The sequence below is a fragment of the Bacillus cereus group sp. BfR-BA-01408 genome (genome assembly GCF_022663305.1).
Lineage (GTDB): Bacteria > Bacillota > Bacilli > Bacillales > Bacillaceae_G > Bacillus_A > Bacillus_A pacificus.
The window spans coordinates 1-18,158 of sequence record NZ_JAKUFF010000080.1 but is presented as its reverse complement, the minus strand read 5'-3'; the positions used below and the strand labels follow the sequence as shown (position 1 = coordinate 18,158).

The following is an 18,158-nucleotide window of genomic DNA, read 5'->3' as shown; positions in this document are numbered from 1 at the left end:
TTTGTAACGTTAGCAGCTTGTGGTCCACGGTTACCTTCAACGATTTCGAAAGAAACTTCTTGACCTTCTTCTAAAGTTTTGAATCCGTCACCTTGGATAGCTGAGAAGTGAACGAATACATCGTCTCCACCTTCAACTTCGATGAAACCGAAACCTTTTTCGCTGTTGAACCATTTAACTTTACCTGTTTGCATGTCATGTACCTCCTAAATAAAAATGAAACTATGAATCCACATGAAAAGGTGGATATAAAGGACATGAATGTATAACAAGCTTACAGCCTTTAATTCAACGTGCTTTATTTCCGTACCACATTATGTAGCTCAATAGTGACTTCACTATATCACGCTATATCCAAAACGTCAAATGAGAACACTTTCATTCCATTATTTTTTTATAATTTTAATATAATGTTGAACTTCCATATTCATATTTTATCTCGCTATTTGCGGACTGCTCGATTGGTGAGAGCTGACAACCAATTTTGGGTGCTCCCACTTTATTTGAAAATTAACAAAACTAAAGTATTCTAATCCTATTAAATTCTGTACAATATAAATATCTATTACATACGAGGTGAAAAAAATGAGAGCACATGAAATCGAGTATAAATTATACGGCGATGATATGCAGTTTGTTGAAATTGAGTTAGACCCAGAAGAAAGCGTGATCGCAGAAGCTGGTGCAATGATGATGATGGAAGATTACATAGAAATGGAAACAATCTTCGGCGATGGTTCTGGCCCATCTGGAGGTTTATTCGGAAAATTAATGGGCGCTGGTAAGCGTCTCGTGACAGGCGAAAGCATGTTTATGACTGTATTTACAAATACAGGTCACGGCAAGCGTCACGTATCCTTTGCTGCTCCGTATCCGGGTAAAATTATTCCTGTAGATTTAACAGAATATCAAGGAAAAGTAGTTTGTCAAAAAGATGCATTTCTTTGTGCCGCAAAAGGCGTTTCTATCGGAATCGAGTTTACGAAAAAAATCGGAACTGGTTTCTTCGGCGGTGAAGGTTTCATCATGCAGAAACTTGAAGGTGATGGACTTGCTTTCATGCATGCAGGCGGAACTGTATATAAGCGTGAACTAAAACATGGCGAAAAACTTCGCATCGATACAGGTTGTCTCGTTGCCATGACAAAAGACATTAACTACGATGTCGAGTTCGTTGGAAAAGTAAAAACAGCTCTATTTGGCGGCGAAGGTTTATTCTTCGCAACGTTAGAAGGACCTGGAACAGTTTGGATTCAGTCCTTAACACTTAGCCGCTTAGCAGCACGTCTGACAAGCCCAGCAGCGCAAAGCACTGGTGAAGGCAGCGTTTTAGGTGGACTTGGTCGTTTATTAGATGGAAAAGAGTAAAAAGGGCCCTTATAGGGCTCTTTTTATTTAGGTGGACTATACAAACCATTTCGAATCATATAATACCCCATCGCTTCATTAAGCCACGCCTCTTCTTCTTCCGTATAAGGAGATGGCATCATATTATTATATTGTTCTTGTGCATTCTCTAATTTACCTAGAGAATACATTGTCTCTTCACCAACATACTTAAGAGTCGCCTTCATATGTTCATCAACCAATTTTTGCACTTCTGAATCCTCAATTTGTCTTCCGAATAACCTTTTCACTTCTTTTGCTAAACGCACAAACTCTTTATCAAGTGCCAGACTCTCTTCTTCTGGTTTATTATATAATCCATCAACTGTTTCTTTTGATACATATTCTTCAAGCCATAAACGTTGTTCAGTTTCTTTTTGAATGCTGTTAATTAGACTCATTAATATGTCACTATCCAACTCTTCATCTTCCTTAAGACATACCATTGTTCGTTCAAGCGCCTTAATCGAAACTTCAATTTGTTTTCTTTTTTCTTCAAAGGCTTTTCTTTGTTGCTCCAATGTTTCTTTTAAACTTACATTCAAACTTGGCATTTTCAGCATAACGCTTATTTCTTCTAAACTATATCCTAATACTTTAAGGCTCACTATTTTTTGTAGCTCTAATATATCTTTTCCTTTGTACACACGGTGACCAGAGCTAACATTCTTTTCAGGTTTAAGTAATCCAATTTCATCGTAATATTGGAGCGTTCGTATCGTTGTACCTGTTCCCCTTGAAAACTCACCAATTGAATAGCCTTCTCTTTTGCTCATCTTACACTCCTCCTAACAGTATGTTTACAAAAATCATACTCCCTCACGTAACTGTAGGTTCAAGCTTTTTTTCTAAAAGAATGAATCAAGTCCCTCACTGCATATATTGAACTATACCTTTTCTTAAGGAGGCTCCCTTAATGCGTACTCCTTTATCCTTTGATAAAGATACCGCCATACTGTTAGCTTCTTGTTGTGAGTTAACATATGAACAATATAAACAAAATGGGATTTTTGAAATACCAGATGGTTTTCAATATGTACAAGGCTTTCAAGGAAAAACCATTCAAACGACAGAATGGTTCGGATTCATACTAGAATCTGAGGATACCGTTATTGTAGCTTTTCGCGGGACACAAACAGATACAGACTGGATTATCGATTCACTCGTTAACCAAAAACCATATCCATATGCTTTAAATAGCGGAAATGTCCATAACGGCTTTCTTTCCATTTATGAATCTTGCCGAGATTCTATTATGGATATGCTCGTATCGTTACCAGCCCATAAGAAACTTCTTGCAACCGGTCATAGCTTAGGCGGCGCACTCGCTACACTACATATACTCGATGCGCGTATAAACACTGCCTTCGCACAGTACGGTCTGTATACATTTGCCTCCCCAAAAGTGGGAGATATTGCATTTCGTAATTATTATAAACTACAAGTAGCTAGTAGCTTTCGTTTCGTCAACTTATTTGATGTCGTTCCACTTCTTCCTCCTCGAAACATAAATTTTAATGACCAAGACTGGGAATATGCACACGTTCATCACAACATGACTTTTACAAAAAACACAAAATCTATTACAAATAATCATGCCATGACAACATACAAAACATGTCTGACTTCTCATTTTTAACCAGTAAACAATTGGAAATTAAATATCCTTATACTATAATAATATATGAAGTTACTTTTGGATGAGGGGACCTTACATGCTAAAATTTATCTTTGCACTTTTTCTCATTGTAATTTTTACGTTTACAGGTTTCTTTACATTTTCATACTTTGCGACAGGAGAATATGGTGGAACGGGTGTAATATATACTGCGATCCCATTTCTTTCTTAAGCAAAAAAGAAAACCGAGCTTAATGAGTTTAAGCTCGGTTTATTTATTAGTGTCAATTTTTGTCGGTAAATCGATATATCTTAAAAATCGCTGATATAAATTTCATATAATCTTTTCCAACGTAGCAATCTCTTTAAATTTGCGTAACTGTATTACCAATACCCCAAATCTCATTACTATACTGTAAAATCGTTCGATCGCTCGCAAAATGACCAGATTGTGCAATATTTAAAATCGACATTTCGAGCCACTTCGTTCGGTTCTCATAAGCTCTACCAACAGCTTCTTGCTTTTCCGCATATGGGCCAAAATCTCGCAGAACGAAATATTCATCATTTTGAATAACGAGAGAATCGTAAATTGCTTCAAATTCAGCTCCCGACTGTGCAAAGAAACCATTCGTTAACTGGTCTACTACCTTCTTAATGTGCCCATTGTGGTGATAATAATCACTTGCACGATATCCACCATTTTGATAGTAATGAAGAACCTCTTCGGCCGTTAAACCGAAAATGAAACAGTTATCATCACCGACTCTATCTTTTATTTCAATATTCGCTCCGTCTAACGTGCCGAGCGTAATCGCACCATTCATCATAAATTTCATATTGCCTGTTCCGGATGCTTCTTTACTCGCTGTTGAAATTTGTTCACTTACATCAGCCGCTGGGAATATATCTTCCGCTACAGACACTCGATAGTTTTCTAGAAAGATAACTTTCATATATTGGCTTACGTACGGATCGTTATTCACTTTCCTTGCAAGTTCATTTATTAATTTAATAATTTTTTTCGCATAGTAATAGCCAGGTGATGCTTTCGCTCCAAAAATAAAAGTACGCGGATAAAATGTAAAACTAGCATCCTCTTTCAAACGGTTATACAAATATAAAATATGAAGAACATTTAATAATTGTCGCTTGTAAGCATGTAGCCTTTTTACTTGCACATCAAAAATAGAATTAGGATCAATTGTAATCCCCATTGTATTATGAATGCGCGCTGCTAAAATCTCTTTGCGCTCTTGTTTTACCTCTGCAAATTTCTCTTGGAAACTCGCATCGTATTGAACTAATTGTAGCTCTTGAAGCTTAATCGGTTCTTTCTTCCACTCTGTTCCAATCGCCTCTGAAATAAGATTCGTTAGCTGTGGATTCGCCTTCATTAACCAGCGTCTATGAGCGATTCCATTCGTTTTATTATTAAACTTATCTGGATAAAACTCATAAAACAATCGCATTTCACGTTGCTTTAAAATTTCCGTATGAATTTTTGCTACACCATTTACGCTATGACTACCGACAATTGCTAAGTGAGCCATTTTCACAAGATCATGCGCAATAATCGCCATCTCTTCAATACGATGCCATTCATACGGATAACGCTCCCAAAGTTCATGACAGAAACGTTCATTAATCTCTTCAATAATCATATAAATTCTCGGTAATAACGGTTTAAAAATGTGAATTGGCCACTTCTCAAGCGCTTCTGATAACGTCGTATGATTCGTATAAGAAATCGTTTGCGTCGTTATGTGCCAAGCTTCTTCCCATGCTAGTTTTTCTTCATCTAATAAAATACGCATCAGTTCTGGAATCGCCAAAACTGGATGTGTATCATTAATATGAATCGCAATTTTCTCATGTAATTGACGAAGGTCACCATATCTTTCTCTATGCATACGAACGATATTTTGCAAGCTTGCTGATACGAGGAAATACTGTTGTTTCAAACGAAGTATTTTCCCCTCATCATGCGTATCATCTGGATATAAAAACTCCGATACCGCCTCTGTTTCACGCTTATATTTCAAAATATCTTTGCAATTTTGTGGGAAAGGAACTGGTTCCGCATTCCAAAGTCTAAGTGTATTTACAGTACTCGTCTCATAACCTACTACTGGAACGTCATATGGTACGGCCATAATTACTTCTGCATTTGTATGCCTGAATTCTAAACGCCCATCAATGTAGAGCGGTTCAACATTGCCGAAATAACTTACTTCTACAGCTTGATCATGCCTTCTTACTTCCCATACATTTTCATGAAGAAGCCACTGTTCTGGAAATTCAACTTGATAACCATCAACAATTTTTTGATCAAATAAGCCGTGTTTGTAACGAATTCCGCACCCATGACCTGGTAAGTTTAAAGATGCAAGTGAATCAAGGAAACAGGCTGCTAATCGTCCAAGTCCACCATTTCCAAGACCTGCATCTGCTTCCACCTCTTCTAATTGTTGCAACGAAATTCCAAGCTCAGAAAGCCCTTGCTCACATACATCCTTGATACCTAAATTTAATATGTTACTTCCAAGCAAACGCCCAAGTAAAAACTCAATGGATAAGTAATACATTTGCTTTCGCTCTCCAGACCGATAACTTTCATTCGTTGCAATCCATTGACTATTCATATACTCACGCACCATGTACCCAAGCGTATTGTATTGATCACGAGTTGTAGATTCTTTGAAACTTTTACCATACATCGTCTCTAACTTTTCTAGAAAAGCTGATTTGAAACTTTCAACATGAGTAAACATTTCTTCACCACCTACATGTTATTCCATGAGACTTTTATACAATTTCTTATAAGCCAGAGCTGATTTTCCCCAGCTATAATCTTCAGTCATTGCTTGTTTTACAAGCTGCTCCCACACCGGTTTATCATGATAAAATTCAATTGCACGACGAACCGTGTGCAACATGTCATGTGCATTAAAGTTCGTGAAACTGAAACCATTTCCTTCTCCAGTCTCTTCGTCATAAGATTGTACCGTATCATTTAATCCGCCTGTTTCCCTTACAATTGGAATCGTACCGTACGCTAATGCGATAAGTTGTCCAAGTCCACATGGTTCAAATAGTGATGGCATTAAGAATAAATCACTTCCCGCATATACTTGGTGGGCTAATTCTTCATTAAAGCCAATATACACTTTTACCTTCTCAGGATACTCATATGCCATCCACTCAAAGAATTTCTCATATTCCGAATCACCTGATCCTAAAATAATACATTGTACATCTTCTTCCATTATTTCTCGGAATACAGTACGTACTAAATCAAGACCTTTTTGCTTCGTTAATCTCGTTACCATAGAAATAATTGGTGTATCTTCTTTTTCTGGCAAACCAAAATAACGCTGCAACGCGCGTTTATTTTTACTCTTTTCATATAATGAATCTGCATCGTACTGAGCAGTAATATACGAATCCGTTTCTGGATTGTACACGCTCGTATCAATTCCATTTACAATGCCGCTAAGCTTACCATTATATTTTCGCAGTAATCCATCTAACTTCTCACCGAAAAACTCATATTGGATTTCCTCTTTGTATGTCGGGCTAACCGCTGTAATTTGATCAGAAGCGATAATGCCACCCTTCATAAAGTTCACATTCCCATAAAATTCTAACTGCTCACTATGAAAATATTCATCACCAAGTTCTAGCAAGTCGTACATCACTTCAGGAGGAAATACACCTTGGAACTGCAAGTTATGAATCGTATATACCGTTTTAATATGCTCATATAATGGGTTATCTTGATACTTTTCACGTAGTAAGAAATTTACCATAGCTGTATGCCAATCATGGCTATGAAGAACATCCACTTCGAAATCAAGATGAGGAATACACTCTAAAACTGCTTTCGAAAAATAAGAAAAACGCTCTCCGTCATCATAATGACCATACAGAGAATCCCTCTTAAAATAATATTCATTATCTATTAAGTAATACGTAATCCCGTCTTGCTCACCTTTTAAAATTCCGCAATATTGATTTCTCCACCCAAGCGGGACGTTAATTACTTTATGTAGCGTACATCCATCCCTTAATTTTTGCGGAATAAGACTATAATTCGGGAGTATAATACGAACTTCCACACCTAATTTTTTTAGCTCTTTTGGGAGCGCACCTGCTACATCAGCTAATCCTCCCGATTTAACAAATGGTACACATTCTGATACTGCAAATAAAATATTCACTTGTTGTCCCACTGCACGAAAAGCTTATACTACTTCCCTTGCAGCTTCCTCCCTTCGAGTTTTCATTTAAATTAAAACTTTAATCAGTGGAGGAAAAACCCCCACTGATTCCTTAAGAATAACTATTAATCGTACTGTTTTGCACGCTTCCTTTTTCTACAACGTATGGCTCATCGGCGTTTCCTTTTAGTACAACACCGTCACCAATTTTCACATCTTTATCAATAATAACACCGTCTATTATACAGTTATCTCCAATTTGGCTCTTTTGCATAATAATGCTATTACGAACAATTGAACCTTTCCCAATTTTAACAGAACGGGAGACAACACTATTTTCTACTTCACCTTCGATAATACTACCATTTGCAATCATTGTATTTTTCACGACTGCACCCTTTACATAACGAGTTGGTGGCTCATCTTTTACTTTCGTAAAGATTGGTGCTTCTTTCTTAAATAGTTGCTTCCAAATAGCAGGTTGCAAAATTTCTAAGCTATGTTTATAGTAGCTTTCAATTGAATCAATAATAGCTACATATCCTGTATGCTCATACGTAGCAATATGTAGTGATTTTCCGCGCTTTTCTCTCACTACATCGAATAAGCTATATTGCTCCACATCTTTATATGAATCGAATAAATCTAACAGTAATTGTTTCTTTAACACGTACGTTTGAAGCGAAACCCCTTCATGGCAAACTTCCGTAATATCAGATGCCGTATGTATATGTCGCTCTAACACCGCTTGAAAATTCAATGCTGTTACGAGATGGCTATTCGTAATAACGACGTATTCTTCTCTAGCTCTTAGAAAATAATCAATATGTCTTCTAAAATGCGCAAAAGATCCAAATTCATCTTGATCACATTGGCAATTTGGCGGGAATAAAAACAGTCCGTCTCTTTTTCTATCTAAATCCCACTGTTTTCCTGAACCAACATGATCCATTAACGAGCGGTTTTTATGACTTGTAAAAACCGCTACACTATGAATATTAGAATTCACCATATTTGAAAGCATGAAATCAATGAGTCGATAACGGCCCCCAAACGGTAACGCCGCTAGTGAACGATGCCCTGTTACTTTCTTTAAGGAAGGAAAACTTCCCGTTGCATTAATAATTCCTAACATTTTTTCTCCCATTCATTTCATCCCCCTTTTCTATTTCCCTTCAGCAATGAGTACTACATCGTCGACATTTTTTTCTGGACGAATAATTGTTCCATCTTCAATAACCATTTCTGATCCAACGATCGCTCTTTCAATCACAACATTTTTACCAATCTTCGCTCCCGGCATAACGACAGAATCAATAACCATACTACCTTCTTCCACCGTCACTCCTTGGAATAGTACAGAATGCTTCACGTCCCCTTCAATGACACATCCTTCGTTAATAAGTGATTCTTCTACTTTTGCCTTTTCAGCGATATATTGAGGTGGTTCGTTTGGATTAACAGAATAAATACGCCAATTACGATCATTTAAATTCAGTGATGTTTCATCGCGAAGTAAATCCATATTCGCTTCCCATAAGCTCTTCACCGTTCCGACATCTTTCCAATACCCTTCAAACGGATACGCCATTAACTTCTTCCCTTCATCTAATAAAAGCGGAAGTACATCTTTTCCGAAATCATTACTAGATTCAGGGTTTCTTGCATCCATTTCTAAATACTCTTTCAAAATTGCCCAGTTAAAAATGTAAATTCCCATTGATGCAAGATTACTTCTTGGAAATTGCGGTTTCTCTTCAAATTCAACAATCTCCATCTCTTCGTTCGTATTCATAATACCGAAACGACTCGCCTCATCCCAAGGCACTTCAATAACAGAAATGGAAACGTCCGCTTCTTTCTCAATATGGTAATCTAGCATTTTACTGTAATCCATTTTATAAATATGGTCGCCTGATAAAATGAGAACATACTCTGGTTCATATTGACTTAAATAGTTTAAGTTTTGATAAATGGCACTTGCCGTACCTGTGTACCACTTCACACCTGAAGACTCCGCATAAGGAGGTAATACTGTGACTCCACCGCTTACTCGGTCTAAATCCCACGCATTGCCGATTCCGATATAATTATGAAGTTCGAGTGGTTGATATTGCGTTAAAATCCCAACCGTTTCAATACCAGAATTTGCGCAGTTACTTAGCGTAAAATCAATAATGCGATATTTACCACCAAATGGAACAGCTGGCTTGGCTAAATTTTTTGTTAATGCACTTAATCGACTACCTTTTCCCCCTGCTAGTAACATTGCTACGCACTTTTGTTTTTGAGCCATCTTGTTTTTTGCTCCCCTTTCTCGTCTTCACTGGTCGTAATATGGATACGCCAAATGGTGGAATTGTAATTTCTACATGTGCTGCTTGATTATGAAACGGTTCTTGAATCGCCTTCAGACGTTTCTTATTTACTTGCCCTGATCCGCCATATTGCTCAGCATCACTGTTTAAAACCTCGTTATAATACTCGAAATCTGGTACACCTACTTTATAGTTTTCATATGTAGTTTTCGTAAAATTACATACGACAACTAACGCATCTTCTTGTTTATCCCCTTGGCGGATAAAAGAGAAAATACTTTGCTCATTATTATTAGCATCAATCCACTGAAATCCTTCAGGCGAATGATCAAGCTGCCAAAGTGGTTTGGAGCGCTTATACAATGCTATGAGCTCTTTAAAGTAATCATGCATATAACGATGCATTTCAAAATCATGTAAATTCCAATCTAAATCTTCAAGGTCTTTCCACTCATCAAACTGCCCGAATTCTCCACCCATGAAAAGTAATTTCTTTCCTGGGTGAGTAAAGAAATATCCATATAATAAACGAAGTTGAGCAAACTTATCCCAGTAGTCTCCTGGCATTTTATTTAATAACGACTTTTTCCCATGAACAACTTCATCATGAGAAAGCGGTAATATGAAATTTTCAGAGTAAGCATATAGTAAAGAGAACGTCATTTTCTCATGAATATATTTTCTGTACTCTGGCGCACACTCCATATACTTCAGCACGTCATTCATCCAGCCCATATTCCATTTGTAATTGAATCCAAGCCCACCTTCATACGTTGGAGCTGTTACAAGTGGCCAAGCTGTTGAATCCTCTGCTGTCATAAGAAAATCTTCATCCTCTGCAAATACCGCTTCATTTAACTCCCGTAAAAATGAAACAGCGTGCTCATTACTTTGCTCTTGTCCTTCTTTATTCCAGTACAGCATGTTTGCAACTGCATCCACCCTGAAACCATCGATATGGAAATATCTCATCCAAAATAACGCATTTGAAATTAAGAAATTACGTACTTCCCTCTTTCCTAAATCAAAATTAACAGTTCCCCATACTGGATTTTCTTGCACATCTTTATCTTTATATTCATAAGTCGGTGTCCCATCAAACAAATATAAACCGTGAGCATCTTTACAAAAATGCCCCGGCACCCAATCTAAAATGACACCGATTCCATATTTATGACATTCATCGACAAAATGCATCAAATCATGTGGCGTGCCGAATCTACTCGTTGCGGCATAATATCCCGTTCCTTGATATCCCCAAGAACGATCATACGGATGCTCAACAAGCGGCATAATTTCAATATGTGTAAATTGATGTTCCACCACATAAGGAATGAGTTCTTCTGCCATTTCCCTGTAAGAATACAACGTTCCATCTTCTTTCTTTTTCCAAGAACCGAAATGCAATTCATAAACTGTCATCGCTTCTTTATAAACCGATTTTTTCTTTTTCTTACGACTCCAGTTTTTATCATTCCATTCGTATCCCTTTATATCAAAAACTACAGATGCCGTATTCGGTCTTACTTCTGCATACACAGCATACGGATCTGCCTTAAAAATGACATCACCAGCCATCGTTTCAATCGCATATTTATATATTTCTTTTTCTTCAATATGCGGTATAAATAAGGACCAAATTCCCTCTTCTGTCACTTGTAGCATCTTATGTTGCTCATAATCCCATTCATTAAAATCTCCAACAACACTCATTGCTTTCGCATGAGGAGCCCATACTGTAAATCGTACACCTCGCATCTCATCTTCCGTCACAATATGTGCGCCAAAGATGTTATAACTTTCATAGTACTTTTCTGTATGAAACTCATCTCGTTTCACTTCTTCACAATTTATTACGTTCAATATGCTCACCTCACTAAGATGACAGAATTTTTTATAATTTATCATTTCTTCGAAAAACTGAAATATCCTTGTTAATTTATAAAAAATATACGTTTTTTTCTTAAAAATGTTGGTCTTTTTTCACATTTCTATATAAAATATCGAATTTTGACGAATATTCATTGAAAACGCTTCATTTCATACTAATCTTTCAACATAATATTTTTTTCTCAACCTTTATTTTATTAGATTCACTCTATTTTACACGTTATGTATCACTTAAAATCGTAACAAAATAATCTGTCATAAAAAAATGTTTCTCAACATTTTTCGTCACAATTTTATTGAAATGGAAAATTGATAAGCATATACTTGTTCTCAATAAAGAACAGCAACTTTTCGCAACTATAATTCATAGTGGACTACTATGTTTACTTATTTATCCTTGTTACGAACAGTCGCTATAAAAATTTAATTAGGGGGCTTTCTTATGTCATTAAAACAAAAGGTTGGAATGGGAGTTGTCACCGCAACGCTCGGCTTATCCCTTACATTCGGCGGTGTATTCGCCTACTTCAGTGATTCTGAAACATCTAGTAACTCATTTCAAGCTGGAACACTAGACCTTTCTATTAATCCCAGTGTAATCGTTGATGTGAAAGATTTAAAGCCAGGTGATTTTATTGAAAAGAATTTCACGCTTGAAAATAAAGGGTCATTGGATATTGCAAAAGTAGCACTTGAAACATCCTATGAAGTTACAGATGCAAAGAAAAATAATGATGGTGAAGATTTAGGCGATCACATCATCGTCAAATTTTTAGTGAATGATGGAAAACCATCTAATCCAAACGATGATCATGAAATTTTGTGGGAAACAAAACTATCACAATTAAAGACTATGAAACCTGAGGATGTGGCTACTTCTTTAGAACGTCATAACTTAATAGACGGTATTAAATCTGGTGAAACAGATTATTTACACGTGCTCTTCTCCTTTGAAGACAACGAACAAGATCAAAATAAATTTCAGGGTGATTCCTTACAGCTAAACTGGACATTCCATGCAGAGCAAACGCCAGGCACAGAGAAATAATTTTTAAAATATAAATTATCGGAGGCTTATACATGAAAAAGAAAAATCGATTTGTTACCGGAATTGTAACGGCTGGCGTTCTGTTTTCAACTGCCCTTCCGTTCAATGTACTTGCTGAAAATCCTATTAACCAAATTGACTCTTCAAACGCCCAGTCTTTACTATCAAAACTTTCTAAAGAACAGCGTCAGGCATTACAAACGTTAGATGCCAACCCTGGTTTTACTATCTCGCCAGATATTAATACAAGTAGTTCCGAACCAGTAAATATCATTGTAGAATTTCAAACGGCTCCAGTAAAGATTAATGAATTAAAACAAAAAGAAAAAGGGTTACAAGCTGCTCCTGAAAATATAAAGGCACGTATTGATCAAGAACATGAGGAATTTCAAAAAGGACTAAAACGTCTTTATCAGTTCAGCCCATCAGTAAAGTCAGGGAATTTCCAGTCAGTACAAATTAAACGTTCTTATAAACATGCGATAAATGGGGTTGCGCTGACATTACCTGCAAATACAGTGGAAGAATTGTTACGGATTGGCGTTGTAAAACGTATTTGGAAAGATTACGAAGTGAAATTAAATTTACCAAAACAAGCAGAGCAGAAAGCACCTCAAAAACTAACAGATAGTATTCCGCAAATTGGGGTCGATAAGTTACATAGCGAAGGCATTACCGGAAAAGGAATTAAAGTTGGTGTATTAGATACAGGTATTGATTACAATCATCCTGACTTAAAAGACGTATATAAGGGCTATCGTGCAAAACCTGGCGAAGACTCTAGCAAGATAGATCCAAACTCCGTAAAAGGTTGGGACTTTATTAGTAACGATGCAGATCCGATGGAAACAACTTATACAGAGTGGCAACAATCTGGTGCTCCTGAATTTGATGATCGTGGCTCTTCCTTCTACACTGCGCATGGTACTCACGTAGCAGGTATCGTTTCTGCGCAAAAGAAAAACACATCAGATTCCGCAGTAAAAGGTGTTGCACCTGACATTGAACTGTATAACTATCGTGTACTCGGTCCATATGGAAGCGGAGATAGTTCTGGTATTATTGCTGCAATCGATAAATCTATTTCTGACGGCATGAATGTTATTAACTTATCGTTAGGTGACGATAGCAACAATCCACTTGATCCTACGTCTATCGCTGTCAATAACGCGATGCTTTCCGGTGTTGTTACAGTCGTTGCTGCTGGAAACTCTGGTCCAAATCCAGCGACACTCGGATCACCAGGTGCTTCTCCATTTGCGATTACGGTTGGCGCAAGTGATAGCTCTATTTCCTTACCGAAACTATCAGGTCATGCTGGACAATTACAATTTCCTAACCTAATTTTATTCGGCAAAAACTTTACTGATAAAATAGAAGATTTCAAGGGACAAACTTTACCTATTGAATCTGTAGGAATTGGTACGCCTGACGAGTTTAGTAAAAAAGATGTAAAAGGAAAAATCGCTCTCGTTGCACGTGGTACACTGTCATTTGATGAAAAAATTGCGAATGCAAAACAAGCTGGTGCAAAAGCCGTTATTATTTATAACAATGTGGACGGAGAAATTCCTTTCTACGTTGGCGAAAGTACAAAATACATTCCCGCATTCCGCCTAACGAAAGAAGACGGTGAAAAACTAAAAGCTCAAATCGAACAAGGTAATACATCCTTTACCTTTGACGAACTTAGTTATATTCAAACAGAAGGCGATCATCTTGCAGACTTTAGCTCACGCGGTCCTGTTACATCAAATGATGATATTAAACCAGATATTACAGCGCCTGGTGTTGCTGTACTTTCAACAGTACCTGAATATATTAACGACCCACAAGAGGGCGAAAATTATGATGTTTCCTATGAGCGTATGCAAGGAACATCTATGGCTTCTCCTCATATCGCGGGCGTTGCTGCTCTTATTTTACAAGAACACCCAGAATACTCTCCATTCGATGTAAAGGCGTCTCTTATGAACACAGCTGATGATTTAAAAGAAAAGTATTCCGTATATGAAGTTGGAGCTGGACGAGTAGATGCGTACAACGCCGTTCATACGGAAACTAGTTTTAAAGTGCTAGATACAACAAAAACAGTTGTAAATGATGAAGTAATTGAAGTACCTGAAGAAACTGGATCCATTGCATTCGGGAAGTTCTATCAAAAAGACGGTGAATCTCTTGAACAAAAACGAAATATAAAAGTACAAAATCATAATAAACAAGAGAAAAAAGAATTTAAAACAGAAATTTCTTATACACCAGCATCTTCTTCTATTAACGACGCTACCGCAAACGGTGTAAAAGTTTCTGTTCCAGAAACAATTACTCTTGATGCTGGCAAATCAGATGAAATTGAAGCAAAAATTAATGTTCCAGCCGGTGTAAAACAAGGCCGATATGAAGGATATATTCATATTACAAATACGAAAAATAAAGAAGAAACGTACCAAATTCCGTTCTCTATTCGTGTATCAGAACCTGGTATTGAAAATGCAATATTATCAAGAAAAGCAATTTCAACTGATACATCTAAATTCAATCCATACCGTGAATCGTATTTGCACGGGGCGTTCCAATTAAACAGCGAACTTGAAACGTTAGATCTTATCGTGAAAGATTCCAAAACAAATAAAGCTCTCGGTTTCCTTGGTACATTAAACACTAGTGGATTAAAAACTGATGTGTATTACTACTTAGATTCATTCTTTAACGGCAGGGTGTATCCTTTTACAAATGATCCTGCAAAACCAATTGGTGATGAGAAAATCGACTTACCAGAAGGTGATTACACAATTGAGTTTGTTGGCTACGATAAAGACGGTAAAGCACGTGTGAAAGGGGATTATGTCGTAATTGATAATACACCGCCAGAAGTGAAATTAACTGGATTACAGCCTGGTATTTATGAATTAAATGAAGAGAACTATACAGTAGAAGACGGTAAAAAAGCACTATGGATTAAAGGAAATGTGTATGATTCGAACGTTGACTACTTAAAAGGAAAAGGATTAAACATTACGCAAGAAGCAAACGGAGTGATGTACTATGATTATTCTCCATACTTGCATAAGTTTTTACCTATTAATGCAAATGGTGACTTTAAAGTTGGCATTACTCCTGAATCCTTTAAAACTGAAGGTCCAATGAATACAGGCGTATATATTTTCGATTATGCAACTGCAGGAGCTGACTATCCGAGCGGTGTAAATAACTATTGGTTTATCCCGCAAGGAGCTCAATATGCGAAAACTAGTTATGATAAAAAAGAAGTATATAAAGGTGATGAATTCACTGTGACGCTAAACGCCAAACATGTGAAACAATTTGTTGCTGGGGAATTTAACGTAAAATTCCTAGAAAAGAACTTCAAATTTGCAAATGCGAAATTAAATCCTGCTTTTGAAAAGCTACTTTCCGAAAAAAGGGTGACCGCAAAAGTAAATGAACCGAAACTAGAAGAAGGTTCTGTTACAGTTGGCGGAGCTATCGATGACAAAAACTTCGCTGGATTAGATGGTGATTTCCCGTTCATTGATGTAACGTTCAAAGTAGAAAATGATGAGTTTTATGAAGCAAATGCTCAATTAGATTTATCAGTGTTCGCTTACTGGAAACAAGGTGAATCAGAGCCAAATAGAATGCGTGTCCTTCAAGATCAAACATTCTCAGTTATGTCTTTAAACTCACTAGTCGAAGGAAGTATTAAACCTGGTGCTTTCTTAAATGAACGCGGATATTTAGATGAAAAATTCGATTATACAAAACTTGGCGTAAAAGTATATGCAACAGATTCTTACCGTCATAAGTTTGAAGGCTCACTTGATAAATACGGATCCTTCAAACTAAATGGACTTCCTGTTAATAAACGCGACTATAACTTATATGTAGAAGTACCAGGGCATTTAACAAGCCGACTAACAACGAAACTTGGTACTGAAAAAGACGGTAAGCTACTTGGCCAATATTATTATGCACGCTTTGATGAAAACCTTGCAGGTGATGTAAATGGCGATAAAGTAATTGATATAAAAGATGCTGAAATTATCGCTAACAACTACGGTAAAAAAGGACTATCTGTGAAAGACGGCGACCTTAACAAAGATGGTATTGTCGACGAAAAAGATATTCGCTTCGTTGAAAAGAATTTCTTGAAAAAAGGTCCAGATGCATCCAAATCACAAACACCTGTAGAAAAATCAAAAAGCGGTACACTGGCAGATATTTTAAAGAAATTAGGATTGACGCCTAAAAAATGATAATAATAAAGAGCACTCTACGCAAAGTAGAGTGCTCTTTTCTATAAACGACCCTGATCCAGCAAAAGGGGTATATTGGGGATATACAAGGGAAACCGGAAAAGGAATTTATATTAAATTATATATAAATCCAGAAGTAAGAAGTAGTTCCCCACTTCTGGATTATTTAGCAATTATTATAGTACTGGTGCCATTGTTTCTTTTAATACTTTTACAGAATGAGCGAATTTCGCTTTTTCATCCTCATTTAACTCAAGCTCTACGATTTCACGTACACCTTCACGGTTAATTACAGCTGGAACACCTACGTAAGCATCTTTCTCACCGTATTGACCTTCAAGGTATGCAGATACAGTTAATACGCTGTTCTCGTTGTTTAAGATTGCTTTAGTTACACGAAGTAGTGACATACCGATTCCGTAGTAAGTTGCACCTTTACGCTCGATAATATGGTAAGCCGCATCACGTACGTTTTCGAAGATTTTATCTAAGTCTTCTTGTTTGTACTGTGCGTTGTTAGCTAAAATTGTTTCTAGTTTTTGTACACCGATAGTAGCGTGACTCCATACTGGAAGTTCAGTGTCACCGTGTTCACCAACGATGTAAGCATGAACGTTACGTGGATCTACATCTAAGTAGTCACCTAACATGTAACGGAAACGAGCAGAGTCTAAAGTAGTACCAGAACCAATTACGCGCTCTTTTGGTAGACCAGATTCTTTCCAAGTTACGTAAGTTAAAATATCAACTGGGTTAGTTGCGATTAAGAAGATTCCATCGAATCCGCTATCCATAATACCGCGAACGATTTGTTTAAAGATCTTTGTATTTTTCTCAACTAAGTCTAAACGAGTTTCACCTGGCTTTTGTGGTAATCCAGCAGTGATAACTACTAAATCTGCATCTTTACAATCTGCATAGCTACCGCTCCAAACTTTTGTTGGTGATGGAGAGAATGGTACCGCATGGCTTAAGTCCATTGCTTCCCCTTCTGCTTTTGCTTCATTAACATCTACTAATACGAATTCTTCAGCTACACCTTGGTTGATCATTGAGTAAGCGTAACTACAACCTACAGCTCCTGTTCCTACTAATACTACACGATTGATACCTTTTTTCATGGTAATTTCCCCTCTCTATTGTTCACATATATTTTTTTATGATTGTTTAAGTAATTAATTAAAATACTAATTTAATGTTGTTTAACTTCTTTACACTCATATTGTAGCACGTATTATTGTGAATTACTTCACAAATTATGACCTATTTGTGAACTTTTTCACATAGAGTGTAAAGTTATTGGAATAGGTGTGGAATCCATTTCAATGGAGGCGTTTTCTTTAGATTGTGAAAGGGATTTTCTTATGTTTTTGTCGGTAAGTGAAATTATATCGGCGATTTTTAGAATATATCGACTAT

The 18,158-nt window shown here is 36.8% G+C and carries 13 protein-coding genes; 5 read left to right on the top strand and 8 right to left on the bottom strand.

What is annotated here, in order from left to right; all coding sequences use genetic code 11:
- On the bottom strand, window positions 1-194 hold a 194-nt coding region (cspD, locus tag MR083_RS22770; RefSeq protein ID WP_242269873.1), incomplete at its 3' end, for a cold-shock protein CspD.
- Window positions 195-585: 391 nt separating this feature from the next.
- On the opposite strand from cspD, the gene MR083_RS22765 reads away from it, so the two are divergent.
- Window positions 586-1,368 carry a TIGR00266 family protein gene (locus MR083_RS22765; protein ID WP_001201255.1) on the top strand — a complete coding sequence of 261 codons (783 nt, stop codon included), beginning with the start codon at window positions 586-588 and terminating at the stop codon, window positions 1,366-1,368.
- A 23-nt stretch (window positions 1,369-1,391) separates the two neighbouring features.
- Here the strand turns inward: MR083_RS22765 and MR083_RS22760 are convergent, their stop codons facing one another.
- Window positions 1,392-2,162 carry a MerR family transcriptional regulator gene (locus tag MR083_RS22760; RefSeq protein WP_242269872.1) on the bottom strand — a complete coding sequence of 257 codons (771 nt, stop codon included), beginning with the start codon at window positions 2,160-2,162 and terminating at the stop codon, window positions 1,392-1,394.
- Between the two features lie 140 nt (window positions 2,163-2,302).
- Between MR083_RS22760 and MR083_RS22755 the strand changes: the two genes are divergently transcribed.
- The gene (locus MR083_RS22755) at window positions 2,303-3,025 is read left to right on the top strand and encodes a lipase family protein (RefSeq protein WP_001260123.1); all 723 of its coding nucleotides are present in this window, start codon (window positions 2,303-2,305) and stop codon (window positions 3,023-3,025) included.
- A 76-nt stretch (window positions 3,026-3,101) separates the two neighbouring features.
- Window positions 3,102-3,236, top strand: coding sequence for a hypothetical protein (locus MR083_RS27870; protein ID WP_000911074.1), 135 nt, complete (start codon window positions 3,102-3,104; stop codon window positions 3,234-3,236).
- Between the two features lie 133 nt (window positions 3,237-3,369).
- On the opposite strand, the gene glgP is transcribed toward MR083_RS27870, so the two are convergent.
- The 5 genes from glgP to glgB all read right to left on the bottom strand — a co-directional run bounded on the left by glgP (window position 3,370) and on the right by glgB (window position 11,408).
- A complete protein-coding gene (gene glgP / locus MR083_RS22750) occupies window positions 3,370-5,778 on the bottom strand; it encodes a glycogen phosphorylase (RefSeq protein WP_000494089.1) in 2,409 nt (802 codons plus the stop codon).
- 18 nt (window positions 5,779-5,796) lie between these two features.
- Window positions 5,797-7,227, bottom strand: coding sequence for a glycogen synthase GlgA (gene glgA / locus MR083_RS22745; protein ID WP_011040795.1), 1,431 nt, complete (start codon window positions 7,225-7,227; stop codon window positions 5,797-5,799).
- 112 nt (window positions 7,228-7,339) lie between these two features.
- Complete coding sequence (gene glgD, locus MR083_RS22740; protein ID WP_242269871.1) at window positions 7,340-8,374, bottom strand: glucose-1-phosphate adenylyltransferase subunit GlgD; 1,035 nt, start codon at window positions 8,372-8,374, stop codon at window positions 7,340-7,342.
- Window positions 8,375-8,392: 18 nt separating this feature from the next.
- Window positions 8,393-9,523, bottom strand: coding sequence for a glucose-1-phosphate adenylyltransferase (gene glgC, locus MR083_RS22735; RefSeq protein ID WP_000057613.1), 1,131 nt, complete (start codon window positions 9,521-9,523; stop codon window positions 8,393-8,395).
- Window positions 9,471-11,408: a 1,4-alpha-glucan branching protein GlgB gene (glgB, locus tag MR083_RS22730; RefSeq protein ID WP_139869530.1), complete on the bottom strand. Its 1,938-nt coding sequence runs from the start codon at window positions 11,406-11,408 to the stop codon at window positions 9,471-9,473. The genes glgC and glgB overlap by 53 nt, the downstream gene beginning before the upstream one ends.
- A 469-nt stretch (window positions 11,409-11,877) precedes the next feature.
- Between glgB and MR083_RS22725 the strand changes: the two genes are divergently transcribed.
- Both MR083_RS22725 and MR083_RS22720 read left to right on the top strand, forming a co-directional pair.
- A complete protein-coding gene (locus tag MR083_RS22725; RefSeq protein WP_000053953.1) occupies window positions 11,878-12,483 on the top strand; it encodes a CalY family protein in 606 nt (201 codons plus the stop codon).
- A 32-nt stretch (window positions 12,484-12,515) separates the two neighbouring features.
- Complete coding sequence (locus tag MR083_RS22720; RefSeq protein WP_242269870.1) at window positions 12,516-16,739, top strand: S8 family serine peptidase; 4,224 nt, start codon at window positions 12,516-12,518, stop codon at window positions 16,737-16,739.
- A 176-nt stretch (window positions 16,740-16,915) separates the two neighbouring features.
- On the opposite strand, the gene MR083_RS22715 is transcribed toward MR083_RS22720, so the two are convergent.
- The gene (locus tag MR083_RS22715; RefSeq protein WP_000715337.1) at window positions 16,916-17,860 is read right to left on the bottom strand and encodes an L-lactate dehydrogenase; all 945 of its coding nucleotides are present in this window, start codon (window positions 17,858-17,860) and stop codon (window positions 16,916-16,918) included.
- Between the last annotated feature and the right edge of the window lie 298 nt (window positions 17,861-18,158).

Excerpts from the sequence above, each read along its gene's own strand:
- MR083_RS22765 (WP_001201255.1), top strand. The coding sequence starts at position 586 with ATGAGAGCACATGAAATCGAGTATAAATTATACGGCGATGATATGCAG.
- MR083_RS22760 (WP_242269872.1), bottom strand. The coding sequence starts at position 2,162 with ATGAGCAAAAGAGAAGGCTATTCAATTGGTGAGTTTTCAAGGGGAACA.
- MR083_RS22755 (WP_001260123.1), top strand. The coding sequence starts at position 2,303 with ATGCGTACTCCTTTATCCTTTGATAAAGATACCGCCATACTGTTAGCT.
- MR083_RS27870 (WP_000911074.1), top strand. The coding sequence starts at position 3,102 with ATGCTAAAATTTATCTTTGCACTTTTTCTCATTGTAATTTTTACGTTT.
- glgP (WP_000494089.1), bottom strand. The coding sequence starts at position 5,778 with ATGTTTACTCATGTTGAAAGTTTCAAATCAGCTTTTCTAGAAAAGTTA.
- glgD (WP_242269871.1), bottom strand. The coding sequence starts at position 8,374 with ATGGGAGAAAAAATGTTAGGAATTATTAATGCAACGGGAAGTTTTCCT.
- glgC (WP_000057613.1), bottom strand. The coding sequence starts at position 9,523 with ATGGCTCAAAAACAAAAGTGCGTAGCAATGTTACTAGCAGGGGGAAAA.
- MR083_RS22725 (WP_000053953.1), top strand. The coding sequence starts at position 11,878 with ATGTCATTAAAACAAAAGGTTGGAATGGGAGTTGTCACCGCAACGCTC.
- MR083_RS22720 (WP_242269870.1), top strand. The coding sequence starts at position 12,516 with ATGAAAAAGAAAAATCGATTTGTTACCGGAATTGTAACGGCTGGCGTT.
- MR083_RS22715 (WP_000715337.1), bottom strand. The coding sequence starts at position 17,860 with ATGAAAAAAGGTATCAATCGTGTAGTATTAGTAGGAACAGGAGCTGTA.